Annotated in this window: 20 protein-coding genes and 1 rRNA gene; 7 read left to right on the forward strand and 14 right to left on the reverse strand. The window is 44.2% G+C overall.

All coding sequences use genetic code 11. From position 1 onward, the window contains the following. Positions 1-137 precede the first annotated feature (137 nt). The 3 genes from ppc (at position 138) to FTV31_RS09490 (ending at position 5,417) form a co-directional block, all read left to right on the forward strand. Positions 138-2,822 carry a phosphoenolpyruvate carboxylase gene (ppc, locus tag FTV31_RS09480; protein ID WP_180014497.1) on the forward strand — a complete coding sequence of 895 codons (2,685 nt, stop codon included), beginning with the start codon at positions 138-140 and terminating at the stop codon, positions 2,820-2,822. Positions 2,823-3,118: 296 nt separating this feature from the next. Continuing rightward, positions 3,119-4,414, forward strand: coding sequence for a solute carrier family 23 protein (locus FTV31_RS09485; RefSeq protein ID WP_180014499.1), 1,296 nt, complete (start codon positions 3,119-3,121; stop codon positions 4,412-4,414). Between the two features lie 97 nt (positions 4,415-4,511). After that, positions 4,512-5,417, forward strand: a complete 906-nt coding sequence (locus FTV31_RS09490) for a LysR family transcriptional regulator (RefSeq protein ID WP_180014531.1) — start codon at positions 4,512-4,514, stop codon at positions 5,415-5,417. On the opposite strand, the gene FTV31_RS09495 is transcribed toward FTV31_RS09490, so the two are convergent. The 5 genes from FTV31_RS09495 to ilvD (FTV31_RS09515) form a co-directional block, all read right to left on the reverse strand. Beyond that, positions 5,414-6,151, reverse strand: coding sequence for a sulfite exporter TauE/SafE family protein (locus tag FTV31_RS09495; RefSeq protein WP_180014501.1), 738 nt, complete (start codon positions 6,149-6,151; stop codon positions 5,414-5,416). The two genes, FTV31_RS09490 and FTV31_RS09495, sit on opposite strands and share 4 nt — an antisense overlap. 156 nt (positions 6,152-6,307) lie before the next feature. Next, positions 6,308-6,595, reverse strand: a complete 288-nt coding sequence (locus tag FTV31_RS09500) for a chorismate mutase (RefSeq protein ID WP_004780403.1) — start codon at positions 6,593-6,595, stop codon at positions 6,308-6,310. Positions 6,596-6,616: 21 nt separating this feature from the next. Continuing rightward, complete coding sequence (locus FTV31_RS09505) at positions 6,617-7,897, reverse strand: hypothetical protein (RefSeq protein ID WP_180014503.1); 1,281 nt, start codon at positions 7,895-7,897, stop codon at positions 6,617-6,619. Between the two features lie 152 nt (positions 7,898-8,049). Further along, on the reverse strand, positions 8,050-9,735 hold the full coding sequence (ilvD, locus tag FTV31_RS09510; RefSeq protein ID WP_180014505.1) for a dihydroxy-acid dehydratase: 1,686 nt from the start codon (positions 9,733-9,735) through the stop codon (positions 8,050-8,052). Positions 9,736-9,924: 189 nt separating this feature from the next. Next, entirely contained in the window at positions 9,925-11,754 is a 1,830-nt protein-coding gene (ilvD, locus tag FTV31_RS09515) for a dihydroxy-acid dehydratase (protein WP_081402678.1), read from the reverse strand. Positions 11,755-12,161: 407 nt separating this feature from the next. On the opposite strand from ilvD (FTV31_RS09515), the gene fmt reads away from it, so the two are divergent. Together fmt and rsmB are read left to right on the forward strand one after the other, a co-directional pair. Next, positions 12,162-13,124 carry a methionyl-tRNA formyltransferase gene (fmt, locus tag FTV31_RS09520; protein ID WP_180014507.1) on the forward strand — a complete coding sequence of 321 codons (963 nt, stop codon included), beginning with the start codon at positions 12,162-12,164 and terminating at the stop codon, positions 13,122-13,124. Then, on the forward strand, positions 13,121-14,425 hold the full coding sequence (rsmB, locus tag FTV31_RS09525) for a 16S rRNA (cytosine(967)-C(5))-methyltransferase RsmB (protein ID WP_180014508.1): 1,305 nt from the start codon (positions 13,121-13,123) through the stop codon (positions 14,423-14,425). Before fmt ends, rsmB begins: the two co-directional genes overlap by 4 nt. A gap of 62 nt (positions 14,426-14,487) precedes the next feature. Here the strand turns inward: rsmB and zupT are convergent, their stop codons facing one another. The 4 genes from zupT to FTV31_RS09545 all read right to left on the reverse strand — a co-directional run bounded on the left by zupT (position 14,488) and on the right by FTV31_RS09545 (position 19,025). Then, positions 14,488-15,303, reverse strand: coding sequence for a zinc transporter ZupT (gene zupT / locus FTV31_RS09530; protein ID WP_180014509.1), 816 nt, complete (start codon positions 15,301-15,303; stop codon positions 14,488-14,490). A gap of 83 nt (positions 15,304-15,386) precedes the next feature. Then, positions 15,387-15,497, reverse strand: coding sequence for a methionine/alanine import family NSS transporter small subunit (locus FTV31_RS09535; RefSeq protein WP_004780392.1), 111 nt, complete (start codon positions 15,495-15,497; stop codon positions 15,387-15,389). Positions 15,498-15,507: 10 nt separating this feature from the next. After that, positions 15,508-16,983 (reverse strand): sodium-dependent transporter, encoded by a 1,476-nt coding sequence (locus FTV31_RS09540; RefSeq protein ID WP_166137423.1) that lies wholly within the window; start codon positions 16,981-16,983, stop codon positions 15,508-15,510. Positions 16,984-17,576: 593 nt separating this feature from the next. Next, positions 17,577-19,025 (reverse strand): aldehyde dehydrogenase family protein, encoded by a 1,449-nt coding sequence (locus FTV31_RS09545; protein WP_180014510.1) that lies wholly within the window; start codon positions 19,023-19,025, stop codon positions 17,577-17,579. A gap of 130 nt (positions 19,026-19,155) precedes the next feature. On the opposite strand from FTV31_RS09545, the gene FTV31_RS09550 reads away from it, so the two are divergent. Then, on the forward strand, positions 19,156-19,848 hold the full coding sequence (locus tag FTV31_RS09550) for a TIGR04219 family outer membrane beta-barrel protein (RefSeq protein ID WP_180014512.1): 693 nt from the start codon (positions 19,156-19,158) through the stop codon (positions 19,846-19,848). A 350-nt stretch (positions 19,849-20,198) separates the two neighbouring features. Then, positions 20,199-20,750, forward strand: a complete 552-nt coding sequence (locus FTV31_RS09555; RefSeq protein ID WP_180014514.1) for a type 1 glutamine amidotransferase domain-containing protein — start codon at positions 20,199-20,201, stop codon at positions 20,748-20,750. Between the two features lie 59 nt (positions 20,751-20,809). Here FTV31_RS09555 and FTV31_RS09560 read toward each other — a convergent pair whose 3' ends face one another. The 5 genes from FTV31_RS09560 to rrf form a co-directional block, all read right to left on the reverse strand. Beyond that, the gene (locus tag FTV31_RS09560; protein ID WP_180014516.1) at positions 20,810-21,133 is read right to left on the reverse strand and encodes an ankyrin repeat domain-containing protein; all 324 of its coding nucleotides are present in this window, start codon (positions 21,131-21,133) and stop codon (positions 20,810-20,812) included. Positions 21,134-21,152: 19 nt separating this feature from the next. After that, on the reverse strand, positions 21,153-21,983 hold the full coding sequence (locus FTV31_RS09565) for a hypothetical protein (RefSeq protein ID WP_180014517.1): 831 nt from the start codon (positions 21,981-21,983) through the stop codon (positions 21,153-21,155). 116 nt (positions 21,984-22,099) lie between these two features. Further along, on the reverse strand, positions 22,100-23,449 hold the full coding sequence (locus FTV31_RS09570) for an aromatic acid/H+ symport family MFS transporter (RefSeq protein ID WP_180014519.1): 1,350 nt from the start codon (positions 23,447-23,449) through the stop codon (positions 22,100-22,102). Between the two features lie 366 nt (positions 23,450-23,815). Next, positions 23,816-25,180, reverse strand: a complete 1,365-nt coding sequence (locus FTV31_RS09575; RefSeq protein WP_166137440.1) for an MFS transporter — start codon at positions 25,178-25,180, stop codon at positions 23,816-23,818. A gap of 329 nt (positions 25,181-25,509) precedes the next feature. Further along, positions 25,510-25,606, reverse strand: a 5S ribosomal RNA gene (gene rrf / locus FTV31_RS09580); the annotation flags it as partial.

Raw genomic sequence — 25,606 nt, forward strand, 5'->3', positions numbered from 1 at the left:
GGCCTGATCCTTGCAACAGCGTAAGGACTAAAATTCATTCAATTATCAACAAATAATATTCAACTTTTGTCTGCAAAAGACTTGGATTGTCATGCAGTCGGGGTATAGTCAAAGGAAGAATCGGAGGGATATAAAAAATGGTTCAACAGATTGATGCACCTCTACGCGAAGACGTACGTTTACTGGGTAATTTGCTGGGAGAAACCCTGAAGTTACATGCGGGGCAAGATTTGTTTAATCAGGTCGAGCAAATTCGGGCCTTATCGAAAGGCGCTCGCGATGGACAGGTGGAAGCAGAAAAACAGCTGGAACAATTATTCCTGACTTTAGAAGATCATGAAATCCTGCCATTGACCCGTGCCTTCACCCATTTCTTAAACTTTGCCAATATTGCCGAACAGTACCATGTGGTACGTCGTCGCCGTCAAAGCGAATTTGAGGAAACTACAGAATCTCCAAATCCTCTGGTTCCTTTATTTGAAAAATTCAAACAGCAAGAAATTTCTGCAGAAACCTTATATCAGCAAATCTGTGAATTAAAGATTGAACTGGTGCTGACCGCACATCCAACAGAAGTCAGCCGACGCACCCTGATCCAAAAATATGATGGCATCAATAATGCTTTGTCCAAATTTGACCAGCAGAAACTGACCCCGCGTGAACATCAGGCAATTTTGGCTGACTTAAAACAGCTCATCAGTTCTGCCTGGCAAACTGATGAAATCCGTCAACATCGCCCAACCCCGGTGGATGAAGCCAAATGGGGCTTTACCACAATTGAACAGACCCTCTGGAATGCGGTTCCTAAATTCATTCGTGAACTGAACGGCATGGTTGAGGAACAATGCGGCCAGACTTTGCCACTAGATGTTGCTCCAGTACGTTTCGCTTCCTGGATGGGTGGCGACCGGGATGGCAACCCGAATGTGACGCATAATGTGACTCAGGAAGTATTGTGGTTGTCGCGCTGGAAAGCAGCTGACCTGTATCTGCGTGATATTGAAAACCTGCGCTGGGAACTTTCTATTCAGCAATGCAGTGATGAAATTACACAGGCGTTAGGCCACCAACATCCTGAACCCTACCGTGAATATTTACGCGATATCCGTGAACGTCTAAAAATCACCCGTGCCTGGCTGGCTGAAAAACTGCATGGCAAAGATGCGGATAATAGCCGGGTGATTAAAAGTAAAGATGAGTTATTAAAACCTTTACTGACCTGCTATCGCTCATTGATGGCGTGCAATCTGGCAGAACTTGCCAATAGCAGTCTGCTGGACCTGATTTACCGGGTGAACTGTTTCGGAATTGAACTCCTCAAACTGGATATTCGCCAGGAATCTGGTCGTCATCGTCAGGCCATTTCAGCCATTACTGAATATCTGGGTCTGGGTAATTTCGAAACCTGGACTGAACAGGCCCGTCAAAACTTCCTGTTGCAGGAACTGCAAAGTAAACGGCCTCTACTACCTAAACACCTGAATGAACCAGCGGGTAGCCTGATTGAACATCCGGATGTACAGGAAGTGTTTACCACCATGCGCACATTGGCCGAACAGCCAAGTGAGTCTCTGGGCGCCTATATTATTTCCATGGCCGAATATCCAAGTGATGTGTTGGCTGTCTTGCTGCTGCAAAAAGAAGCCGGGATTAAAAAGCCTTTACGGGTAGTACCTTTATTTGAAACCTTAAAAGATCTCGACGGCGCTGCTGACACCATGTCGACACTCTTTAATATGCATTGGTACAAGCAGCATATTCAGGGTAAGCATGAGGTCATGATTGGTTATTCGGATTCAGCCAAAGATGCCGGCTTTATGTCAGCCAACTGGGCACAGTACCGTGCGCAGGAAGAATTGACCGCAGTTGCTAAACAGCATGGTATACAACTGACCCTGTTCCATGGTCGTGGCGGCTCGATCAGCCGCGGCGGTGCACCCACCCAACAAGCCTTGTTCTCGCAACCGCCGGGTTCGATTTCAGGGGCCATCCGGGTGACTGAACAGGGCGAGATGATTCGCTTTAAATTTGGTCTGGAAGAAATCGCACTACAAAATCTGGAGATTTACACTGCGGCGACATTGGAAGCGACTTTATTACCACCACCCGAACCGAAACCGGAATGGCGTGATCTGATGCATAAAATGACCGATCTGTCGGTACAGGTCTATCGTCAGACGGTGCGTGAAAATCCGCATTTTGTGAAATACCTGCGTACCGTGACCCCAGAACTGGAACTGCAAATGTTGCCGCTTGGTTCACGTCCTGCCAAACGTAAGGTCAGCGGCGGGATTGAATCCTTGCGTGCCATTCCCTGGGTCTTTGCCTGGACCCAGATCCGTCTGATGTTACCGGCTTGGCTGGGTACCGGGGCTGCATTAAATGAAGTATTGGATCAGGGACAACGTACAATTCTGGATGAAATGCTGACTGAATGGCCTTATTTCCAGACGCTGATTGATATGCTAGAAATGGTACTCTCCAAAGCAGACAGCAATGTCGCGCTCTATTATGAATCGCATCTGACTCAGGATGAAGACCTGAAAGAGCTTGGCACGGAACTGCGTCAACGCTTGCAGGATGCCATCCAGACCCTACTCACTTTAAAAGGTGAATCAAAACTGCTCAGCAGTAATGGGGTCTTGGACCAGTCCATGACCGTGCGTAAACCTTATCTGTTGCCGCTCCATTTACTACAAGCCGAACTGATGAAACGTCGTCGATTATATCTGGAACAGCAGCAGGCTGAACATACTCCGGTCGATCATGCATTAATGGTCAGTATTGCCGGTATTGCCGCCGGTTTACGAAATACCGGTTGATTTTTCCCTTCCATTTAAAGCACATCTACACGATGTGCTTTTTTATTGATCAGTCAATAGCCAAAAAAAGCTTTATTTATATATCAAATTAAAATTACTTATAGAAGTTGAATGTGAATTGTCCGGGAATTAATCCACTGATTTAACTTTAGTTTTGATTTAAAAAACTTTTACCGCACGGTAAAATCTCAAATAAAGTCATAGAATTAATTTGAACAAAAATTTTGTTTCAGTGATTAAATCTTCTAAAAAACAAGAGTATGATGTGCACAATTTATCTTTTGAGTGCTCATTTTATGTCCAATTGGTTTCCCAAGTGGCGCCCTTATGAGGGTAGTATCGATGCACGACCAGTAGGTACCGCAGAGTATTTACCGCCTGCCCAGACCCTGATCTTGGGGGTACAACATGCCTTTGCCATGTTCGGTGCGACGGTACTGGCGCCATTTCTAATGGGTTTTGATCCCAATCTGGCCATTTTAATGTCGGGGATCTGTACCATCCTGTTCTTCCTGATCACGGGTGGTCGTGTACCAAGTTATCTGGGTTCAAGCTTTGCGTTCATTGGGGTAGTGATTGCGGCAACCGGTTATGCAGGTGCTGGCGGACTAAATCCAAATATTGGTGTCGCCGCTGGCGGGATTATTGCCTGTGGTGTGCTTTATGCCTTGATGGGTGTTCTGGTCATGGCAACAGGAACCCGCTGGATTGAAAAATTGATGCCGCCTGTAGTGACCGGTGCGGTGGTGATGATTATTGGTCTGAACCTGGCCCCTGTGACTGTGAAAAACGTCATGGGCAATACCTTTAATATGTGGATGTCACTGGTGACCGTCCTGTGTATGGGTTCCATTGCGGTGTTTACCAAAGGTCTGGTACAGCGTTTATTGCTCTTGATCGGTTTATTGCTGGCTTACTTCATTTACTATATTTTAAGTAATATAATGGGCTATGGGACTGCAATTGATTTTGCGCCCATTCAGCAAGCTGGCTGGTTTGGTGTTCCGAGCTTCCATGCGCCAGTATTTGATACCAATGCCATGCTGATCATTGCGCCTATTGCCCTGATTCTGATTGCAGAAAACTTGGGACATATTAAAGCCGTAAGTGCCATGACCGGTGAAAATCTGGATCCGCATATCGGTAAAGCCTTTGTAGCGGACGGTATTGCAACTACCTTGGCAGGTGGTGTGGGCGCACCGGGTATGACTACCTATGGTGAAAATATTGGTGTGATGGCCGTTACCCGGGTTTACTCGACGATTATCTTTGCTGTTGCCGGTGTATTTGCGGTATTCCTAGGTTTATCGCCGAAATTTGGTGCGATTATTCATACCATTCCAACAGCGATTTTAACCGGCGCCTCAATTGTGGTCTTTGGTCTGATTACTATTGCCGGTGCGAAAATCTGGATCGAAAATAAAGTCGATTTTTCACAGAACAAAAACCTGATGGTGGCAGCAGTAACGATTATTCTGGGTACGGGTGACTTTGCCCTGACCTTCGGTAACTTTAACCTAGGTGGAATTGGTACAGCGACCTTTGCTGCGTTATTCCTGAACTGGTTCTTTAGCCTGGTCGATAAAAAATAATTCGAAGACTTAAATTTTCAAGCAGCCTCCAGGCTGCTTTTTTTATATCGTAAGAATTGTTTAAATAGGCCTGATCTTTTATATGAGCATCCTGCCGATGCGTCTGGATTTTTTTGATTTACGTCTTTTTCTCAACATAGTTGACACAGGTAGTCTGACCAAAGGTGCTGAACGCTCTGCCATTTCCTTACAGGCAGCCAGTGAGCGGATTAAAAAGCTGGAACAGCAATATCAGGTCAGTCTGTTCAGCCGCCATTCTGGCGGGGTGAAAATGACTTTTGCAGGTCAGGTCTTTGCTGAGCATGCCCAAGCCCTGTTGCAACAGGGACAACAGTTGTCTCAAGCCATGGCCGGTTTTAGTGAAGGACTCCATTCCAATATCAGCTTATGGTGTAACTCTTCAGCACAAAGTGAGTACCTTCCCCTATTATTGCCCCAGTATCTGGTGAATAACCCAAATATCCAGATCGACCTCAAAGAAGCAGAGAGCAAGGACATCATTGCGGCTTTAGTGAGTGGTACTGCCAAGCTAGGACTTATTTCCAGTTTTTTTTCTGCCCCTCAATTACAGACTTTGGAATTTTCAGATGATCCTTTGGTGCTGATCTGCCCTGAACAACATGATCTGGCAACGAATCAGGCATTAACATTAGCAGACTGTCTGAATTATCCCTTTGTTGGTCTGATGCAATATCACTCTTTGCAGCAGTCGATTGAAACCCAGGCTCGCTTGCTGAACTGTGAGATTCAATACCGTTTACGCTTACCAAATTTTGCCGCCATTGCCCAGGTTGTGGCCAATGGTGTAGGTATCGCGATCATGCCAAAACGTGCTGCACAACGTTTGTCGAAGCTCTATGCATTTCATCAAATCCAACTGACGGGAGATTGGGCCAACCGCAAGTTATTGTTAGCTGCAAAGAACTTTGATGAACTAAGCACCGCCTATCAGCACTTTAGCCAGTTCCTCATTTCTGCGGATGTACAAAAAATCCTGAATTAAATCCAGCCGAATTGATGCAGCATCATATAGCTACCTAAGGTGATCAGGCCGATAAAAAATACTGTCCGGAATTTCTGTTCAGGGATACGGGAACGGATTTTTTTGCCAAACCACATCCCGATCAAAGCTGGAATCAGTGCAATCGCCGACATGGCATAATCAATCGGCATATCTTCTACCGGGTTTTGGTGCAGGAAAATTGCCAAACACACCGTTGAGGTGGTAAATACCAACCCTAAGGCCTGAACCAGATCATCACGTTTTAAATGCAGGGTTTGCAAATAAGGCACGACTGGAATTACCACTACCCCAGTTGCCACGGTCAAGGCCCCCCCGAGATATCCCATAATCGGAGAAAGCCACTTTTCGTGCTGGCTTAAATCTGGCATCCGTTTCGCCAGTAAACCATATAAGCCATATAGGGCAAGCATCCCGCCCAGTAAGGCTTCACTATGAAATTCAGAATGGCCTAAGGTCGGGAAAATACTCCAGACTGAACCCACGATAATACCTGCCAGCAATAGCCAGAAACGGCGAATCAGTTTCAGCACATGACCTTCGGCAAAGAGTTGCCAGAAATTGGTCAGCATCGAAGGCACAATCAGTAAAGTTGCTGCCTGGAATGGGCTCATAAATATGGTCAGCAAACCCATGGACACCGCAGGCAAACCTAATCCAATGGTGCCTTTAATCAGGCCAGCCAGAGCAAAAATAGCAATAATAAAAGCAGTCATCTGATGACCCTAAATTGATTTAAGCTCATGCTATAGAAATCACGAATAGAGTAAAATCAGGGTTTTAAGAAGGAAGCCTCAAGCAAATGTTGAGGCTTCAGATGGATGTGCCGAAACTCATCAGATTCATCAGCAAAAATCGGATATGAAAATTGTTTAAGGACGGAATTCTTTTAGTTCACGCTGAATGAAATACTGGAACATTTCCCGGTACAGATGTTCAATAAACGCCTGATCCACACCTTGCTGTTGTGCCAAGGCTTTGACATTTTCCACGATCTGTTCCATACGCTCCGGTGATTGCAGATCAGTTTCAGTTTTTTTAAAACGGGTGGTTTGATCAACATAAAATTGACGCGCAGCGATCAGCTCGACTAAAGCTGTATCAATGGCATCGATCTGTTGACGTGCATGTTGTAATGATTCAGCTTTGATTTTTTCCATGTTTATTCAGTCACTTTCAGTTTAGTTATCACTCTTATACTTTTCTTCTAACACATTACTGAAAATACTTTCAATCATCCAGACACGATATAAGCTATTAAATGTATAACTTTGCCCATCAATACGCAGTTCCAGCACCGGTAAATTCGGCTGGGACTTCATTTCACATAAGGTGTCATTTTCCTGCAACTTGGCCAGAACGTCTTCCTGGGTCAGTTCAGTAATATTCAGTTCCTGCTGCATACGCTTGAAATGCGCTGCATAAGACAGATCATAACCACGAGTCCAGACCGCTTCCAGAATCTGGTACATGGCTTCAATCCGCTGCTCTTCCGGACAGCTATAAAACAATTGCGCCATCGGCATCACGGCCTGCTCGGTTGGCCGGCAGAATGGGGTAAATTTAACTTCAGTCCGCTTGGATAAGCGTGTCGCCAGACTCCAGTCAAACCAGTCCCGTCCCTGATAAGACAGCGGATAGACATTCAACTGGATATTATAAAAATCAGCCAGCTCTTCCTTAATATAGGCCAGCAACAACCAGGAAATCGGATCTTCCAGAGCGATATACAAATCCAATTCAGGATCCATGGACTGGATTTCATTCAGCTCTTCGGCATCACTGATCAGATGCTCACGCCATTCAATATGATTGATCAGGAAAATCGGATTGCCGGTCACTAATCTCTGCTGTTTCAGGCGACGGGTCAGACGTAACAGATCATCTACCGCCTGATACTGGCGTCCGCCAAACTGGAAATAACTGGCCAGAATCGGACTATGCTCAAAAATTCGTTCCGGAAAATTCTGCGGCGAATGATGACGGCTGGCCATCGCATATAAAGTGCGTAATTTTCCGTTCTGTTTTTGCCAGAGCATATGAAAGACATCTTCTAGCAAATACAGAAAATCCTGTCCGCGTAATGGTGTATTTCTCAGGATGGTTTCTGCCTGCTTTAAGGCTTCAGCTGTCGGTAATTCTGGAGTCTCATGAAAACTGAAACGATGCTGTTTAGATAAAATTTTGGCATCATTCAGGCAATAGTGCTGCCATTCATCAAAAGACATCTGATTAGGCGGCTCAGCCCGCTGATCTGAAATGATGACTTTGAGTGGCTTCAGTTCCGGACTGAGAATTTCTTCCAGTTGCGGTAACTGTTGTACCGCCAGATAACTATAAACATCATCCAGTCTTAAATGGATGCTCAAGCCATCTTCAATAGATAACACCGTTTGACGAACTGGTTTCTGGTAAAACCAACTCGATCGGATTGGATCAAACCAACGGCGTAGCAGGGACATGAGAGGTGCCTCGAAAAGATTTTGTCATGCCAGCCCTTGCCAGCAGGATCGTTTTATTCAACATCCTATTATGAGGATGTTTATGACCTGATATAAGTCTTGTGCAAAACTTATATCAAGTCAGCAACAAATGTTCAATGTTTTCTAAGACTTTAGATTTCAAGATTTAGGTCAGTCACGGCCCCGGTCTCTGCCCCAGAAGTCAGTTTGGCGAATTTTGCCAGTGCTCCGTGGGTGTAATTCGGTTTTGGTTTCACCCAGGCGGCCTGACGTGCAGCAAGCTCTTCATCCGAAATATGCCAGGTCATTTCACGGGTTTCTGCATTAATGGAAATTTCATCGCCATTTTGCACCAGACCAATCGGGCCACCCTCATAGGCTTCCGGTGTGACATGACCAATCACAAAACCATGACTTCCGCCTGAGAAACGGCCATCAGTAATCAGTGCGACTGAATCCCCCAGACCTTTACCAATAATAGCAGAAGTCGGTTTTAGCATTTCCGGCATGCCCGGTCCACCTTTAGGACCTACACCGCGAATCACGACTACCTCACCTGGCTGAACTTCGCCATCCAGAATCCCGCGCATCGCACCCTGTTCGCCTTCAAACACGCGGGCCGGTCCTTTGAAATATAGACCTTCCTTACCGGTAATTTTGGCGACTGCGCCATTTGGTGACAGGTTGCCTTTCATAATGATCAGATGCGAGTCTTTTTTCACCGGTTGGTCGAATGGCAAAATAATCTGCTGACCTTCAGGATAATCTTCTACATCCGCCAGGTTTTCTGCCAGTGTTTTTCCGGTCACAGTCAGGCAGGAACCATCTAGCATGCCAGCATCCAGCATGCGTTTCATCAATGGCTGGATCCCACCAATGGCAATCAGTTCCGACATTAGATATTTACCGGATGGACGGACATCGGCGACTACAGGAATTTCTTTACCAATTCGTACAAAGTCATCTAGGCTCAGCTCAACACCCGCTGTATGCGCCATGGCTAACAGATGCAGCACTCCATTGGTTGATCCACCCAATGCAATCAATACTTTAATTGAATTTTCAAAAGCCGCTTTGGTCATGATGTCACGTGGCTTGATATCCAGACGCAGTAGGTTCATCACTGCTTCACCAGCACGGGCGCAGTCGATCTGTTTGTCTTCAGACACCGCTTCCTGTGCAGAGGAACCCGGCAGGCTCATTCCCAGAGCTTCAATCGCAGAGGCCATGGAGTTGGCGGTGTACATCCCGCCACAAGAACCTGGGCCCGGCAAAGACACTTCTTCGATATGTTTCACCTGAATCGCATTAATTTCGCCTTTGGCATGCTGACCGACCGCTTCAAATACAGAAATCATGTCAGTATGGCCTTCACCCGGCTTGATGGTACCGCCATAAATAAACAGACCCGGACGGTTTAAGCGTGCCAAGCCCATGATGCAGCCCGGCATGTTTTTGTCACAGCCCCCAATGGCAATCACGCCATCATAGGCCTGACAGCCGACCACTGCTTCAATCGAATCGGCAATAATCTCTCGCGACAGCAAGGAGTATTTCATCCCTTCAGTCCCGTTCGAGATCCCGTCGGAAATAGTGATGGTATTGAAGATAATGCCCTTACCACCGGCAGCATTCACGCCCTGCTCGACTGTACGTGCCAGGCCATCAATATGCATATTGCAAGGGGTCACATTGGCCCAGGTCGACGCGATCCCGATAAACGGACGAGTAAAGTCTTCATCCTGAAAACCGGTGGCACGCATCATGGATCGGGCCGGTGCATTTTCGATGCCTTCATAGACGGGAGCAGAATGTTCTCGGATATTGTCTTTACTCATTTTAATCGTCCTGGATGTAATTCTTGTGAAGCTTAAAAGCTGTCTAGGTTTTATTCGATTGTATAGAAAGCGATCTTTAGATAAAAGTAAGACTCTGTGTATCTGATTCGGTTATTTGAGGCAGTGCAATTATTAAAAATAAAAAAGCACCCCTTCTGGAGTGCTTTTTTGCGCTATAAAATTTACAGCTTAGATTTCACGTACCGCTCCTTTTGCAGCACTTGTGGTATGCATGGCATAAGCTTTCAAAGCTTTAGAAATCTTACGTGGACGGTCTTCTACTGGATGCCAGCCTTTTTCATCTTGAGCAGCACGACGAGCGGCCATAGTCGCATCATCCACAGCTAGGTGAATGGTACGGTTTGGAATATCGATTTCGATACGGTCGCCATCTTCAACCAGACCAATAGCACCACCTTCAGCCGCTTCCGGAGAAACGTGACCAATCGACAGACCTGAAGAACCACCAGAGAAACGGCCGTCAGTCAGAAGTGCGCACTCTTTACCAAGACCTTTAGATTTCAGGTAGCTGGTTGGGTACAGCATTTCCTGCATACCAGGGCCACCACGTGGACCTTCGTAACGAATCACAACTACATCACCTGCTGTGATTTTACCACCCAGAATCGCGTCTACCGCAGAATCCTGGCTTTCAAATACACGTGCAGTCCCGTTAAATTTCAGGATCGATTCATCTACACCGGCAGTTTTGACGATACAGCCATCAAGTGCGATGTTGCCATAAAGTACAGCCAGACCACCGTCTTTAGAGAAAGCATGTTCTGCATTACGGATCACACCATTTTCACGGTCGCCGTCTAGACGTGAGTAGTAACGGTCTTGTGAGAATGCAGTCTGAGTCGGTACACCACCTGGTGCTGATTTAAAGAATTTATACACTTCTTCATCTTCAGTACGGATGATGTCCCATTTATCCAAAGCATCTTTGAGTGTTGCTTCGTGAACGGTACCTACAGAGGTATCTAACAGGCCTGCACGATCCAGTTCACCGAGGATCGACATGATACCGCCGGCACGATGTACGTCTTCCATATGCACGTCATTCTTCGCAGGAGCAACCTTACAAAGCACGGGTACTTTACGAGACAGACGGTCGATATCATCCATCGTAAAGTCTACACCTGCTTCATTTGCAGCAGCTAACAGGTGAAGTACTGTGTTAGTTGAACCACCCATTGCGATATCCAAAGTCATGGCATTTTCATACGATGCTTTGGTCACCATTGAACGTGGTAATACGCTGTAATCGTCCTGTTCATAATGGCGTTTTGCCAGTTCAACAATGAGAGAACCTGCACGTTCGAACAGTTTTTTACGGTTCGCATGCGTTGCCAAAGTTGAACCGTTACCTGGAAGTGATAGACCCAATGCTTCAGTTAAACAGTTCATTGAGTTCGCAGTGAACATACCTGAACATGAACCACAGGTTGGGCATGCAGAACGTTCGTATTCCGCAACTTCTTCGTCAGTATAGTTGTCATCTGCAGCGACGATCATCGCATCGATCAGGTCGATGGCTTTGTCATTACCACGGATTTTCACTTTACCCGCTTCCATTGGACCGCCAGACACGAAGACCACTGGAATGTTCAGACGCATTGCTGCCATTAACATCCCCGGAGTGATCTTGTCACAGTTCGAGATACACACCATGGCATCGGCACAGTGTGCGCTGACCATATATTCTACCGAGTCAGCAATCAGGTCACGTGAAGGCAGTGAATACAACATACCATCATGACCCATCGCGATGCCATCATCGACAGCAATGGTATTGAATTCTTTTGCTACACCGCCTGCCTGTTCAATCTGACGTGCCACGAGCTGGCCTAAATCTTTAAGGTGAACATGACCCGGTACAAACTGGGTGAATGAGTTCACCACTGCAATAATCGGTTTACCGAAGTCTTCATCCTTCATCCCAGTTGCGCGCCATAAGCCACGCGCACCCGCCATGTTTCTTCCGTGTGTCGATGTTTTTGAACGATAGTCAGGCATTTTATATTTCCAACAAAGTTTGAGCTTGGAATGAACCGAAAAAGGTTCACTCTGGCTAGATCATACTGACAATGAGCTTAAATCAGTCGAATGTTAGACCTATCATACTACAAGCCATTGTTTTACAAGATGACCTATTCGTTGTAGATGCAGACAAAAATGTCTATAGAGAGGTCTCGGTGAGCTGACAATAAAAATCTCTTAATAAAGCTACTATACCGCCATCATGGATCGGACAATACAAAACTTTCATGAATAATTTTTAGAATTTGCATGAGTTTTTTTTATATAAAATTTAATTAAAAGTGGGAATCTATAATCGCTGTAACAGTTAAGTGCATTGTAGATTAGGCGGCCATTTGGCTTTTAGCTTATAATAGCTGCCAAGTTTATTTGGAATTTCATGTGTGAAAATCATATTTGCAGGCACACCAGAATTTGCAGCAACTGCATTGGCTGCGCTTCTCAAAACCGATCATGAAATTGTGGCGGTCTATACCCAGCCGGACCGTAAAGCAGGCCGTGGTCAGAAACTTACCGCTTCTGCTGTGAAACAGCTGGCGCTTGAACATGATATTCCGGTATATCAGCCACTTCATTTCAAGTCTTCAACAGAAGAAGGTCTGGCAGCTCAGGCTGAGTTAAAAGCCTTGGATGCTGATGTGATGGTTGTAGCTGCCTATGGTCTGATTTTGCCGCAAGTGGTTCTGGATACGCCTAAATATGGTTGCCTGAATATTCATGGTTCACTGCTGCCACGCTGGCGCGGTGCTGCGCCGATCCAACGTGCAATTGCGACGGGTGATCACGAAACTGGCGTAACCATTATGAAAATGGCTGCCGGGCTGGATACCGGTGACATGATGTATAAAACCTTATGTCCTATCACTGCAGAAGATACCTCAGCCAGCCTGCACGATAAACTGGCTGCCCAAGGTGCAGAAGCGATTGTAGCGGTACTGGAATCTGAAGAAAAATTACAACAGTATTTGGCTGCCCGGGAAGTGCAGGACGAAGAACTTACCGTCTATGCTCATAAGCTATCTAAAGCAGAAGCCCGAATTGACTGGAGCTGTACTGCCTCTAATATTGACCGTAATATCCGTGCCTTTAATCCTTGGCCGGTGGCTTTTATCCCTCTGGATGAAAATAACAACCTGCGGGTTTGGGGTTCGGTACTCTCAGAAAAAAATGCACACTGTCATGCAGCCGGCACGATTCTGGCGATTGATAAACAGGGTGTGCATGTAGCCTGTGGTGATGAAAAAGCAGTGTGTTTAACTTCACTGCAATGGCCGGGCGGCAAACCGCTCAATCCGGTACAAATTAACCAGACCCAAAAATTACATGTAGGACAATTATTGGCATGAGTCATTCTGAATCAGGCACATCTCACCTTAACTTGCGTGCCCAAGTGATTCGTACCTTACTTGCTGTACAGCAAGGACAATCTCTGGCTAGCATCTTGCCGCTGCATTTAAAGAAAGTGGCAGACCGTGACCGTGCCCTGTTCCATGAACTGGTTTTGGGTACTTTGCGTCAATGGTATGCGCTTAAAAGCATTACCTTGCCTCTGCTGGTGAAGCCTTTAAATAATGATACGGTCGAAACTTGTCTCTATGTCGGTTTATACCAGTTACTGGAAACCCGGATTGCACCACATGCTGCCATTTCTGAAACCGTGACTGCAGTAAAGCAACTTGGTTATCAGGCTTTAAGTGGTGTAGTCAATGCCATCCTGCGCCGTGTTTCACGTGAAACATCGGAATTTCAAGCAGCATTGGATCAAGCTCATGGTTTGCCAAGCTGGCTCTTTAAACGCCTGAAAAAAGACTGGCCAGAACAGCTTACTGAACTGAGTCATGAGTTAAAGCAGATTGCTCCACTGACCTTGCGCGTAAATGAACGTCAGGTTAGCCGCGAGGACTATCTGGAAATTCTGGAAGAGCACGAAATTCCGGCTCACGCCTGTACTGTTTCCAAAGTCGGGATTATTCTTGATGCCAATGTGCAAGTGCCTGATTTACCCGGCTTTGATGTCGGCGGTTTTTCGGTACAGGATGAACATGCCCAGCTCTGCGCTACCTTGTTGCCAAATCTGGATGACAAGTATGTTATTGATGCCTGTGCAGCACCGGGTGGTAAAACGGCGCATATCCTAGAAAAATATCAGCCGCGTAAACTAATTGCGCTTGATCAGGATGCCAAGCGTTTAACACGTGTCACTGAGAATCTTGAACGTCTGTTACTTGAAGGCGAACACGTTGAAATTAAAGCCGCAAATGCCATCACCTGGCAGGCACCGGAACAGCCGGACTGTATCGTACTGGATGCGCCATGTTCAGCTATCGGTGTAATGCGTCGCCATCCCGATATTCGTCTGTTACGTCATTCAACTGATATTACCCAGACAGTAGAGCTGCAAAAGCAGATTCTGGAAAATATGTGGCAGCAACTGAAAGTCGGCGGTACCCTGCTCTATATCACCTGTTCAATTCTTAAAGCGGAAAATGAACAGCAGATGGTCGAATTCTTTAGCAAGCATGCAGATGCTAAGGAAATCAAAATTGAAGCCGATTGGGGAATTGAACAGATCCATGGTCGTCAGCTACTCCCTAAAACCGGTCAAGGCGATGGCTTCTTCTATTGCCGGATTGAAAAAACTGCTTAAATGATATTGCTAAAAGAGAAGGTAGCTTGGGCTGCCTTTTTTATTGTTTTGACTCGAGATTACTATTGTACAAATTTAAAAATCACTAGACTGGTCGCCAGTGCAGCCATACCGCTGACTAGACCATACACGGTTTCATGACCTTTGGAAAAACGTTTCGCAGTCGGCAAGAGTTCATCCAGTGCCAGATAAACCATCACCCCACCGATGATCCCAAACACCATGCCATAAATGGTATGGCTCATATACGGCGCCAGAATGAAATAGCCCAATGCTGCTCCCAGAGGTTCAGCAAGGCCTGAAACTAGACTGGCCACAAGTGCATAATCTTTACGGCCTGTTGCACCATAAACCGGTAATGCAATCGCAACACCTTCAGGGATATTATGAATCGCAATGGCGACCGCTAGAGGTGCACCCAGTGCAGGACTTTCCAGCGTCGCAAAAAAAGTCGCCAATCCTTCTGGCAGGTTATGTGCACTAATCGCAAATAACGTCAGTAGTCCTGTTCTTAGTAATTGCGGCTGACTCAGATCCTGTTTCGATTGTGCCTCAATGGTTTCATGCGGATTAGGAACGAATCGATCCAGCAATAAGACCAGTACCACACCCAATAAAAAGGCAAAAGTACCATAAGCAAAACCGGATTTTTCATCAAAAGCCAGGCTAAAAGAACTAATAGATTTATTTAAAATTTCTGTGAGCGAGACATAGATCATTGCTCCCGCAGCAAAGGCCAGTCCGAAGGCTAAAACCCGGTAATTCGGTTTTTTCAAGAACAGCACCAATCCCCCACCCACGAGGGTAGCCAGACCTGCCAAAAATGTCACTGCAAAAGCGGTATAGACTTGTGCATCGGTAACGGGAGCAATTCCCATAAGTCTGCCCATTAAAAAAGTCATTATCACCAAAGATGATAATGACTTTCATTTACAGCAACAATGTGTTTATGTGAAGATTTTTAGTCTTCTGGTTCTTCTGGATTTTTTGCCAGATGCATGACAGCCAGTGCCAGACCACCCCATAATAAAACCATGGAGAAAATCATCATAATTAATGCAGATGTATTCATATTCGTTCTCCTAACTATGACGATCTTTCACTAGACTGAACAGAATGGCACCCAGAATAAAGAATGCAATCGTACCCCCACCAATCATCCATAACGTACTTGCAGGATAATCACCATAACCCTCTGCCATGATTGATTTCAGGGTTAAGCCCAATGCCGATAATAAAGATAAGGGCGTGATCACAGTCAGCATGAACTTCCAGCTGCCACCCAGTTTCAGACTGGCAAACTCGTTCACATGTGTTTCCAGCTGTTTCATCAATGGACGACGGAACCAGGACAGTAAAATAATCGAGAACAGACCACCACCCACAATACCAATGTTGTTAGCGAAGTAGTCAATGATGTCGACAAAGGTAATGGCACTATGAGTTGAGAACATCAAGGTGGATACAACTGCTGAACCACCCGCAATGATGGTCACTGACTTGTTCTTTGACCAGCCCAGCTTGTCCTGGAATGCCGCAATTGGCACCTGCAGAATACTCACCATGGAGGTAATACCTGCCACCGTCAATGAACCAAAGAACAGGAAGCCAAACAGGTCACCGCCTGCACCTAAGCTGGAAATGATTTTCGGGAAGGCAATAAAGGCCAGACCGATACCACCAGAGACCACATCTTCAACTTTCGCACCTGAACTGAACGCCATAAAACCAAGCGCTGCAAAAACCCCAATACCTGCCAGAATTTCAAAAGACGAGTTAGCTAATGCCACCACGACACCTGAACCGGTCAGGTTTGTTTTACGTTTCAGGTAAGAGGCATAAGTCAACATAATCCCGAAGCCCACTGAGAGTGAGAAGAAGATGTGACCGAACGCAGCCAGCCAGACTTTATAATTGGTCATGGCTTCCCAGTTTGGAGTAAAGAAGGCATTTAAGCCATCCACTGCACCTGGTAAACGTACCGCCTGAATCACCAGAATCGTGAATAAAATTACCAGCAAAGGCATGAAGATTTTATTCGCCAGTTCCACCCCACGGCGTACCCCACCGTAAAGAATCAGCATCACGGCTGCCCAAACAACCACTAGACCAAAGAACAGTACCGGTACAAAACCGAAGGTCAGGCCCTCACCATTTTGCAGGTAGCTATTGAAGAAAAAGGCTTGTGTATCTGTGCCCCATTGCTGTCCAAAGGAATAAATCATATAGCTGCCGGCCCAAGACAGGACGCTGGCATAATAAATCCCGATGATCAGAGTCACCATGACCTGCCACCAACCCAGAGATTCTGCATTCATGAGTTTCTTATAGGCCATCGGCGGTGCTTTGCGGAACTTATGTCCGACTGCATAATCTAAAAATAATAGAGGTAAACCTGCTGCAAAAATCGCAATCAGATAAGGAATCAGGAATGCCCCGCCGCCGTTTTCATAGGCAACGTATGGAAAGCGCCAAATATTCCCCAAACCAACGGCAGAGCCAATGGCTGCAATAATAAATCCTGATCGTGCCGACCAATTCTCTCGAGTATCTGTCATAGAACACCTAAACTTTAAACTTCATTCAATACTGCTTGTTATGGTTATGTCGCGAGCACTGAAGAAGCATTTCAATTATTTCGGGTGTTTGAATTAGAGTTATACCTTTTGGGCATCGAATTCTAATATACAAACAGGTCAGCTAGCCGGGCAGCTTGCTTAAAGTCTGAGCAGAAAGCCGACCTTGTAGATGGTTCAACAATACTGACTTTTTCAAATTTTTTCTGTAATTTCTGCTTAAAACATTCTTTTTTTATAATCTATTCTTATCAAATGCTCAATAATTCTACGCTGAGCTCTTGATTTTATTGTTTATATATATACAAACTTTTTGGAATATATTGTTTTTAAGTTTTACTACAGTTTTCAAGCAATTTTTCGCTCTTAATTCATCAAGTGTTAAATAGAAATTGAAAAAGTGTTTTTGAATCTTCTTTGTTCATTTTCTTCTGAATAAAAACAGAGCTGTGTCTTAATTTGTTCAGTCTATATTTTCTGCCTCCGCTGCTACCTTTTTAAGCAATAAAAAGTAAAATTCCACAACCGGCCTTAATTATCCCGATTGTGGAATAGTACTAATTGATTCGGTCAGCTTAACATTTGATGACAAGCATACGTTCTTCCTGCATGTCACGAATTGCAGACTGAATGCCTTCACGACCCAGACCGGAATCTTTGACACCACCATAAGGCATATTATCAACACGGAATGACGGAATATCATTGATAATCACGCCGCCGACATGCAGATGATCCCAGGCATACATCATCTTCTGCAGATTCTGGGTATAGATACCGGCTTGCAGACCAAAACGACTACTATTAATACAGGCAATTCCTGATTCAAAATCGCTATAAGCTTCAATAATGGCGACTGGACCAAATACTTCATTACGGTAAATTTCCAGTTGATGATCTACCTTTTCCAAAAGAATCGGTTCAAACATCGCCCCTTTCACTTCACCACCAGTCAGTACATGGGCACCTTGCGCTACGGCATCTTCCATCCAGCGATGCAAACGTTTAGCTTCAGCTTCCTTGATCATTGGCCCCAGCAAAGTCGTTTCCAGATCCGGATCACCGGCTTTCAGATGTTGCAGTTTCTGAACCAGCTTGTCTTTTAGTTCTTCAAAAATATCCTGATGCACCAGAATACGTTGCACACTGATACACACCTGCCCTGCATGACCATAAGCGCCACCAATCAGACGGTCAATCAGCTGTTCACTGAGTTCAGTATCTGGCTCAATCATCACTGCGGCATTGCCACCGAGTTCCAGAGTAACTTTTTTGCGGCCGGCACGGGCTTTCATATCCCAGCCCACGACATCGGAACCGGTAAAGCTTAGCAATTTAAAACGGTCATCTGTAACCAGTACATCCGCCAGATCACGTGGACACGGTAGAACTGAGAAGGCATTCTTCGGTAAATCAGTTTCTGCCAGAATCTCGGCAATCTTTAAGGCTGAAACTGGAGTCAGACTTGCCGGTTTCAACACGAATGGACAACCCGCAGCAATTGCTGGCGCAATTTTGTGTGCGGTCAGATTTAATGGAAAGTTAAATGGACTAATCAGGGATACAGCGCCAATCGGTACTTGCTTAACCATGCCCTGATAACCGGTAGCTGCGGCGGTGACTGCCAGAGGCAAAATACGGCCCTGATCCATCTGGGTGACCGCATCTGCCGCAATCTGGAAAGTATTGATCAGACGTTCTACTTCTGCGCCAGCTGCTTTACGTGGCTTGCCACCTTCGGCAATCAGGATTTCAGTCAGTTCTTCACGGATTTCATTAAACCGCTTCACACAATGTAGCAAAATTTTCTGTTTCTGGAAAGGTTCCAATGCTGCCATTTCTGCTTCTGCCTGAGTCGCAGACTGAATTGCCTTTTCTAAAGTTTCAGCATCAGCCAGCGCGACACGAGCATAAAGCTCCTGACTATATTTATGTTTGACCTCCAGCCATTCACCCGTTTGTACCGGCTGTCCTGCCACATATAATGGATAGTCTTGATGATGTTGTGCTGCTGTCGATCCCATTATTCTGCCCTTCACATTAGCATATACATTTTAGAAATTACCTATATCATGCACTTACTGATTACGTTTAAGAAGATGTATTTAGGTAACAAAATCGCTCAATTTAAAGAAAGCGTAAGGAAAATTAGAAATGCGTACACAATTATTCACTGCATTATTACTAGGATTAGGACTGAGCAGCATAGGCCATGCCGATGTGATTGGTCTTAAAGCAGATGCCAGCTACTGGAATTTTGACGGTTATAGCCAGTCTGCCAATGCCGGCAAACAGGACCTGGATCGCCAAGGCACGGCACAACTGTCGGTTGCATTTGAACATCCAGTACCACTACTGCCAAATGCCAAAATCAAATATGTGAATCTGGACAGCAATAGCGAACAAATTACCCCGCTGAATGTTGCTGATATCGAACTCAATAATATCGACTATATTCTGTATTATGAGCTGCTGGATACCATTGTGCATGCTGATATCGGTGCGGGTCTGACTAATCTGGATGGTACAGTCAGAAATCTGAATGCAGGTGTCCTGACTCAGTACGATCTAGATGAATATAGTCCATTACTCTACGCTACAGCTGGGGTAAAACTGCCATTAACTGGCATGAGTGCTAAAGCTGAAGCGGTTTACAGTCACGGTAGCGATATCAAAAAGACTGATGTTCAGGCTGAACTGCAATATGACTTTATTGATAACCTGCTGGTTGATGTAGGGGCTAAAGTCGGCTATCGCATCATGAATATCGATGCCGAACAAAATAATGCGCCAGACTTGGAACTGGAATTTAAAGGTCCTTATGTCGGCTTAGATATACACTTTTAAGTAATATAATGAGTTATGGAAATCGGTCCTTACCCTGTAAGCCCAGACGTACAATGATAGATGTCATCGACGTCTATGCCAGCTTTCAGGTTCAGACTATTCTACAAACATACAGAGCAGGAAGCTCAAATACCTAAAAACAAGAAGAATAAAGCAGTGCACCAGGACGTGAGGTACGACAGGAGTTATACCTAAACACGAGATACGAAAAAAGCCCCAACAGGATGTTGGGGCTTTTTTTATCTATAAATTCTTAGCATTGTTTAACAGTTCCGAGCTAAAAATCCAACATTGTAAGAATAGCCTTGTTGTTAATCTGAAAATCCTCACATTTTTTGGGAACAGCAATCATGGTAAAAAAGGTCCTCTTTATTACTTCAAACCAAGGCGTTGAACATGATGAACTGGTCGAGCCTTTAAATTTTCTAAAATCCAAAGGATTTGAAGTGATTCATGCGGCAGAAAAAAATGAAGAGGTGGCAACAGTAAAAGGCGATACTAAAGCTGCTACCTCATATACGCCTGATACCAGTTTTGATCATGTCACACTGGATGATTATGATCTCTTGGTTGTTCCTGGTGGCACTGTGAATGCAGATACGCTAAGAATCAATGAATCTGCCCAGAAAATCGTGCAGCATTTTGCTGATCAGCAAAAACCAATTGCCGCAATCTGTCATGGGCCATGGGTTCTGATTGATGCACAGCGAATTAAGGATAAAAACCTGACCTCGTATAAGAGCATCAAACTGGATCTGGAAAATGCCGGTGGTAAATGGGTCGATGAACAGGTTCATCGTTGCAATACCGGTGGCTGGGTTCTGATTACTTCACGTAATCCGGATGACATTCCTGCTTTCAATGATGCCATCTTAAAAGAACTGGAAGGCGATGCTGCCTAAGTTCAAACTATAAAAAGCCTCCATCTGGAGGCTTTTTTATTTTCTTGATCTTATTTTATTTAAATGCCGCCTTTCAGGCTTTTTAGATAAGCCACTACATCTTTATTACCGGCCATTTCTGCCAGTTCTAAAGCGGTATAGGTACTGCGATGATCGACATCTGCACCTTTGCTCACCAAGAGTTTGACTACTTCCAGATGATCATTTTCAGCAGCCGCCTGTAAAGCGCTATAGCCTTCTTCATCAGCAGAGTTGACGTCCAGACCTTCTTGTAAGCCCTGCTCGACCTGTTCAACATCACCGATTGAGGCCCAGTACACCAGTTCAGGAAGATGAAGCTCTTCATCATCTTCAGGGATTGGGGAGAATGAGTCGAGTTTCATAATTCCTTCCTTATACCAGTTAAATCTTTTCTATTAGCTCATTACCAATATACTCGATTTCATCTGCTTCAAACTCAGTAATTTTCTTAGTTTCTATACCTAATTTATATTTAGGACGACCTTTAAAAATAAAAAATGGATCTGATGCTTTTAGGTATCTAATTTTTGCAAAATCTTCAGGTCTCAACCAAATTGTAACTGTACTTCCACCAGCTCTACGGATACCAACCATATTACTGTTTGGATATAGTTTATAAACACTACCTTGTATCTCTTGATATTTACCCAACCAATATTCATCTTTAATTGAATTTAGATAATCTTTGGTAGTGGAATCAAATGCTGCTACAGTTTCTCTACCTAACAATGGTGAACCAATAGAAATAGCTTCTATCCCACTAATGGTATCTACCCTGTTTACGATATTACTAATTTCTGGATAAATCGAACCCATAAAAATTTTTCTATTATCATTCTTTTCATCATGTATTCTTTTTAATAAATCCCCAACATAATAACCAATTACTCCTGAAATAGTATAATCAATACATTGTCTTAAAATGTTATTAACACTTTCAGGATCTAATAAAGGAACTAAACCAAAAAGATCAGAACCTTTTCTACGCTCTCCTAATTGAAGAGCTAGTTTTTCCCTAATTTCTTTTTTAGGATAAGCTCCCTTATAAAGTTTATCTTCTTTAGCTAGATAAGCTTTATGAATAATTCGCTGGATACTTAAAAGACATTCAGACAAGTCATAAATACTAACACCATGTTGATCTAGACCTTCCCCACTGAATTTAATACTTAAAATACTTTCTTCAAATTTTTTATCTGAATGCCAAATCATTGTGATAATAATCAAATAGTTTAATTATTAACCATACTATGAAATAAATTATTAAATTAAAATACTTTTATATTAAAAAAGCCCCCTTTCGGAGGCTTCTTATTTCAAACCAAGTTTTAAGCCTTTGCTGCAACGGTATCTGCTGAACTAATCTTTTCAGATTCATCATCATGCATGATTAAAGCAACTGCAATCGCTGTAATCAGTACCGGTAAACCGACTGCCATAAAGTTAAAGTGTGCAGGCAGATTCATACCCAGTAAGCCACCGATCAGGATCGGACCAACAATCGCGCCCATACGACCAATCGCAGATGACCAGCCAATACCTGTTGAACGTACTGCTAACGGGTAGAATTGTGCAACATAGCTGTATAGCAACATTTGCGAACCGATTGATGCTGCACCAGCCAGGAATACCAGGATGTAAAGCAGGAACTGGTTAGATGCAAAGCCCATTGAGCTCATCACAATCGCCCCCATCATACCGAGGAACATCAATACCGGTTTCAGGTGGAAACGGTCAGCCAAAATACCACCGCCCACAATACCAACCACTGCACCTACGTTCATCGCCATCATAAACATTAGGCTGTTGTCCATTGAGTAACCCGCTGCCATCATCAACTTCGGTAACCAGCTGCTCAGCGCATACATGGTTAGTAGGCAAGTGAAGAAAGCAACCCAGAACAATAAGGTATTTACCGCACGGCCACGACGGAACAGGCTCACCACGTTTGCTGCTTCAGGTACATTTTCCTGTGGCAGTTTAAAAGTTGTATTGTCTGTAACACTTAGATTTGGAGCCAAACGACGTACTATTTGACGTGCTTTTTCCTGTTTGTTGTCTTTGACAATAAAGGCTAAAGATTCCGGCAGGAATTTCCAGATCACAGGCAATAAAAATAATGGAATACCTGCGATAAAGAACATGATTTGCCAACCAAAACTTGGGGTAAACCATGAACCCAATAAGGCAGCCATCACACCACCTACCGCATAACCACTAAACATAGTGGTTACTAAGGTACTACGCATTTTTTGTGGTGCATATTCAGAGGTTAGTGCCACCAGGTTTGGCATTACACCACCAATGCCAAGTCCAGCAAGGAAGCGTAATATACCAAACTCAGTCGGGTTTGAAGCAAAACCGCCAGCAAATGTCAGGCCACTGAATAATACGATACAGATCATGATGACTTTTTTACGGCCAATTTTATCTGCCAGAGAACCAAAGATCATCGCGCCAAACATCATGCCGGCAAGCGCAGTACTGGCAAGCATTCCCGCCTGAACGGCACTTAGGCCCCAGTCCTGCATTAATAAAGGTAAAACAACACCATTGATTGCTAAATCGTAGCCGTCAAACAAGATAATGAGTAAACACCAAGCAACTACATTGAAGTGAAAAGGCGTAAATTTCGCATTATCGACTACAGAATTTATATCTACTGTTTCCGTTGTCATCGTTCTCATCTCCCATGAGTACTTGTCCATAAAATCCTTTTGAATATCCGGGGGAATATTCAAGTTTTAGCAATATACGCAAGTGAGATTTAGCGCACAATAAGACCAAATGATGGAGCAATTTCAGCCATAAAATAGAGGCTATTTGTGTGATTTATCACATTTTCATAAAGCTAAATAATTGAATATTTAGACATTTATTATTCTCATTAAAATGCCTATATAAATAGTCTATAGACCAATGATTTTTTGATTTATTCGATTTTTTATGAATGATTTTTATACTTTGAACAAAAAATCCCTTTCTTATGAAAGGGATCTTTTGACTCAATTAAGATTTATAGTAAGTGGATTGGCAAAAAGTGACTAGGTTTTAATAGAATTCAGCTTCTGTTTCGCCAGTAAGGTCTCAGCATTTCGTTCTGCATTCAGATCTTTACGTACAATCATAGCCACTGAAATCGCGCCGATAATGGCTGGAATCGCAACAGCCAAGAAATTCATTTTATGTGGCAGCTCCATACCCAACAGGAATCCAATAATAATTGGACCAACGATTGCCCCTACCCGACCGACTGCGGACGCACAACCAATACCGGTAGAGCGGATTGCCAATGGATAGTACTGAGCCACGAAACTATAGAGCAGAATACTACTACCAATTGCCGAAGCACCTGCAGCAGCGACTAACAGATAGATCACAGCTTGTGGAGAGTTAAAGCCTAATCCAACTAATGAAACTGCACCCAACAGGAACATGCCAATAATGACGGGTTTCAGATGGAAACGATCCGCCAGAATACCACCACCAATGGTTCCAACCACTGCACCAATATTCATGGCCATCAGGAACATCAAACTGTTACCCAGAGAATAACCCGCTGCCATCATCAGTTTTGGTAACCAGCTACCCAATGCGTAGACCATAAGCAGACACATAAAGAAGCAGCACCAGAATAATAAGGTACTCATGCTACGGCCCTGCTTAAATAAAGCAGCAATTGAAGCATCGGGTGCATGCACTTCATTCAGTACAAACTGGGTACTTGCAGTGACATTTTGCTCAGGACTGATCTGTTGAACAATTTTGCTGGCCTTTTCATTTTGCTGTTTCTTTACCAGGAAAGTTAAAGATTCCGGTAAATACAAATACAGTATAGGTAGCACCAATAATGGAATACCTGCGATATAGAACATGATTTCCCAACCAAAACTTGGGGTAAACCAGGCACCTAATAACGCCGCCATAATCCCGCCAACGGCATAACCACTAAACATGGTAGTGACTAAGGTACTACGCATTTTTTGTGGCGCATATTCAGAAGTTAATGCGACCAGATTCGGTAAAACACCACCAATACCTAAGCCCGCAATAAAACGCAGGATGCCAAATTCAGTCGGACCAGAGGCAAAACCGCCCCAGAACGTAAATCCACTGAATAAGGTCACACAAATCAGGATGACATTTTTTCGTCCAATTTTATCTGCCAGCATACCGAAGAGCATGGCACCAAACATCATGCCGGCCAGAGCGGTACTTGCAAGCATTCCGGCCTGAACTGCCGTCATATTCCATTCTTGCATCAGTAGGGGTAAAGCAACACCGTTGATTGCCAGATCATAACCGTCAAAAATAACGACAAATACGCACCAAAGTACGATCTTTAAATGAAAAGGTTTAAACTTTGCTTCATCCACTACAGCATTCACATTCACTGTTGTTGCTGTCATTTTTCCTCACCTCCAATTGTGAGCTTTTTTATTCTATGAAAAAATGAACGTTCATTCACTTTTGTATATAAAATGGATGATTCTTTAAATCTTGTCTACTGCAAAACTTACCAAGTTAGATGTTTTTAATAAAATTTAGGCTAAAGTCGTAGATCGAATATTTTTTAGACAGATCAATAAGAAAATAAGGCGAAGTTAATTAATTATACTTTTCACGTTATTTATATTTTTATTATCTAGGTGCAATTAGGAGGTTATTTACTTCTTTTTCTAGAAACCCCACGCATAAAAAAAGCCCCCTGCGTGAGCAGAGGGCTTTTGGAATAATGAGCTGGCGATGACTTACTCTCACATGGGAGACCCCACACTACCATCAGCGCTAAGAGGTTTCACTTCTGAGTTCGGGAAGGGATCAGGTGGTTCACT

The organism is Acinetobacter sp. YH16031 (genome assembly GCF_013417335.1).
Lineage (GTDB): Bacteria > Pseudomonadota > Gammaproteobacteria > Pseudomonadales > Moraxellaceae > Acinetobacter.

Coding starts and splice junctions, on each gene's coding strand:
- FTV31_RS09545 (WP_180014510.1), bottom strand. CDS start 19,025: ATGGGATCGACAGCAGCACAACATCATCAAGACTATCCATTATATGTG.
- rsmB (WP_180014508.1), top strand. CDS start 13,121: ATGAGTCATTCTGAATCAGGCACATCTCACCTTAACTTGCGTGCCCAA.
- FTV31_RS09485 (WP_180014499.1), top strand. CDS start 3,119: ATGTCCAATTGGTTTCCCAAGTGGCGCCCTTATGAGGGTAGTATCGAT.
- FTV31_RS09550 (WP_180014512.1), top strand. CDS start 19,156: ATGCGTACACAATTATTCACTGCATTATTACTAGGATTAGGACTGAGC.
- zupT (WP_180014509.1), bottom strand. CDS start 15,303: ATGGGAATTGCTCCCGTTACCGATGCACAAGTCTATACCGCTTTTGCA.
- FTV31_RS09505 (WP_180014503.1), bottom strand. CDS start 7,897: ATGTCCCTGCTACGCCGTTGGTTTGATCCAATCCGATCGAGTTGGTTT.
- FTV31_RS09565 (WP_180014517.1), bottom strand. CDS start 21,983: ATGATTTGGCATTCAGATAAAAAATTTGAAGAAAGTATTTTAAGTATT.
- FTV31_RS09555 (WP_180014514.1), top strand. CDS start 20,199: ATGGTAAAAAAGGTCCTCTTTATTACTTCAAACCAAGGCGTTGAACAT.
- FTV31_RS09575 (WP_166137440.1), bottom strand. CDS start 25,180: ATGACAGCAACAACAGTGAATGTGAATGCTGTAGTGGATGAAGCAAAG.
- FTV31_RS09500 (WP_004780403.1), bottom strand. CDS start 6,595: ATGGAAAAAATCAAAGCTGAATCATTACAACATGCACGTCAACAGATC.
- FTV31_RS09490 (WP_180014531.1), top strand. CDS start 4,512: ATGCGTCTGGATTTTTTTGATTTACGTCTTTTTCTCAACATAGTTGAC.
- ppc (WP_180014497.1), top strand. CDS start 138: ATGGTTCAACAGATTGATGCACCTCTACGCGAAGACGTACGTTTACTG.
- FTV31_RS09560 (WP_180014516.1), bottom strand. CDS start 21,133: ATGAAACTCGACTCATTCTCCCCAATCCCTGAAGATGATGAAGAGCTT.
- FTV31_RS09540 (WP_166137423.1), bottom strand. CDS start 16,983: ATGACAGATACTCGAGAGAATTGGTCGGCACGATCAGGATTTATTATT.
- FTV31_RS09535 (WP_004780392.1), bottom strand. CDS start 15,497: ATGAATACATCTGCATTAATTATGATGATTTTCTCCATGGTTTTATTA.
- ilvD (WP_081402678.1), bottom strand. CDS start 11,754: ATGCCTGACTATCGTTCAAAAACATCGACACACGGAAGAAACATGGCG.
- ilvD (WP_180014505.1), bottom strand. CDS start 9,735: ATGAGTAAAGACAATATCCGAGAACATTCTGCTCCCGTCTATGAAGGC.
- FTV31_RS09495 (WP_180014501.1), bottom strand. CDS start 6,151: ATGACTGCTTTTATTATTGCTATTTTTGCTCTGGCTGGCCTGATTAAA.
- FTV31_RS09570 (WP_180014519.1), bottom strand. CDS start 23,449: ATGACAACGGAAACAGTAGATATAAATTCTGTAGTCGATAATGCGAAA.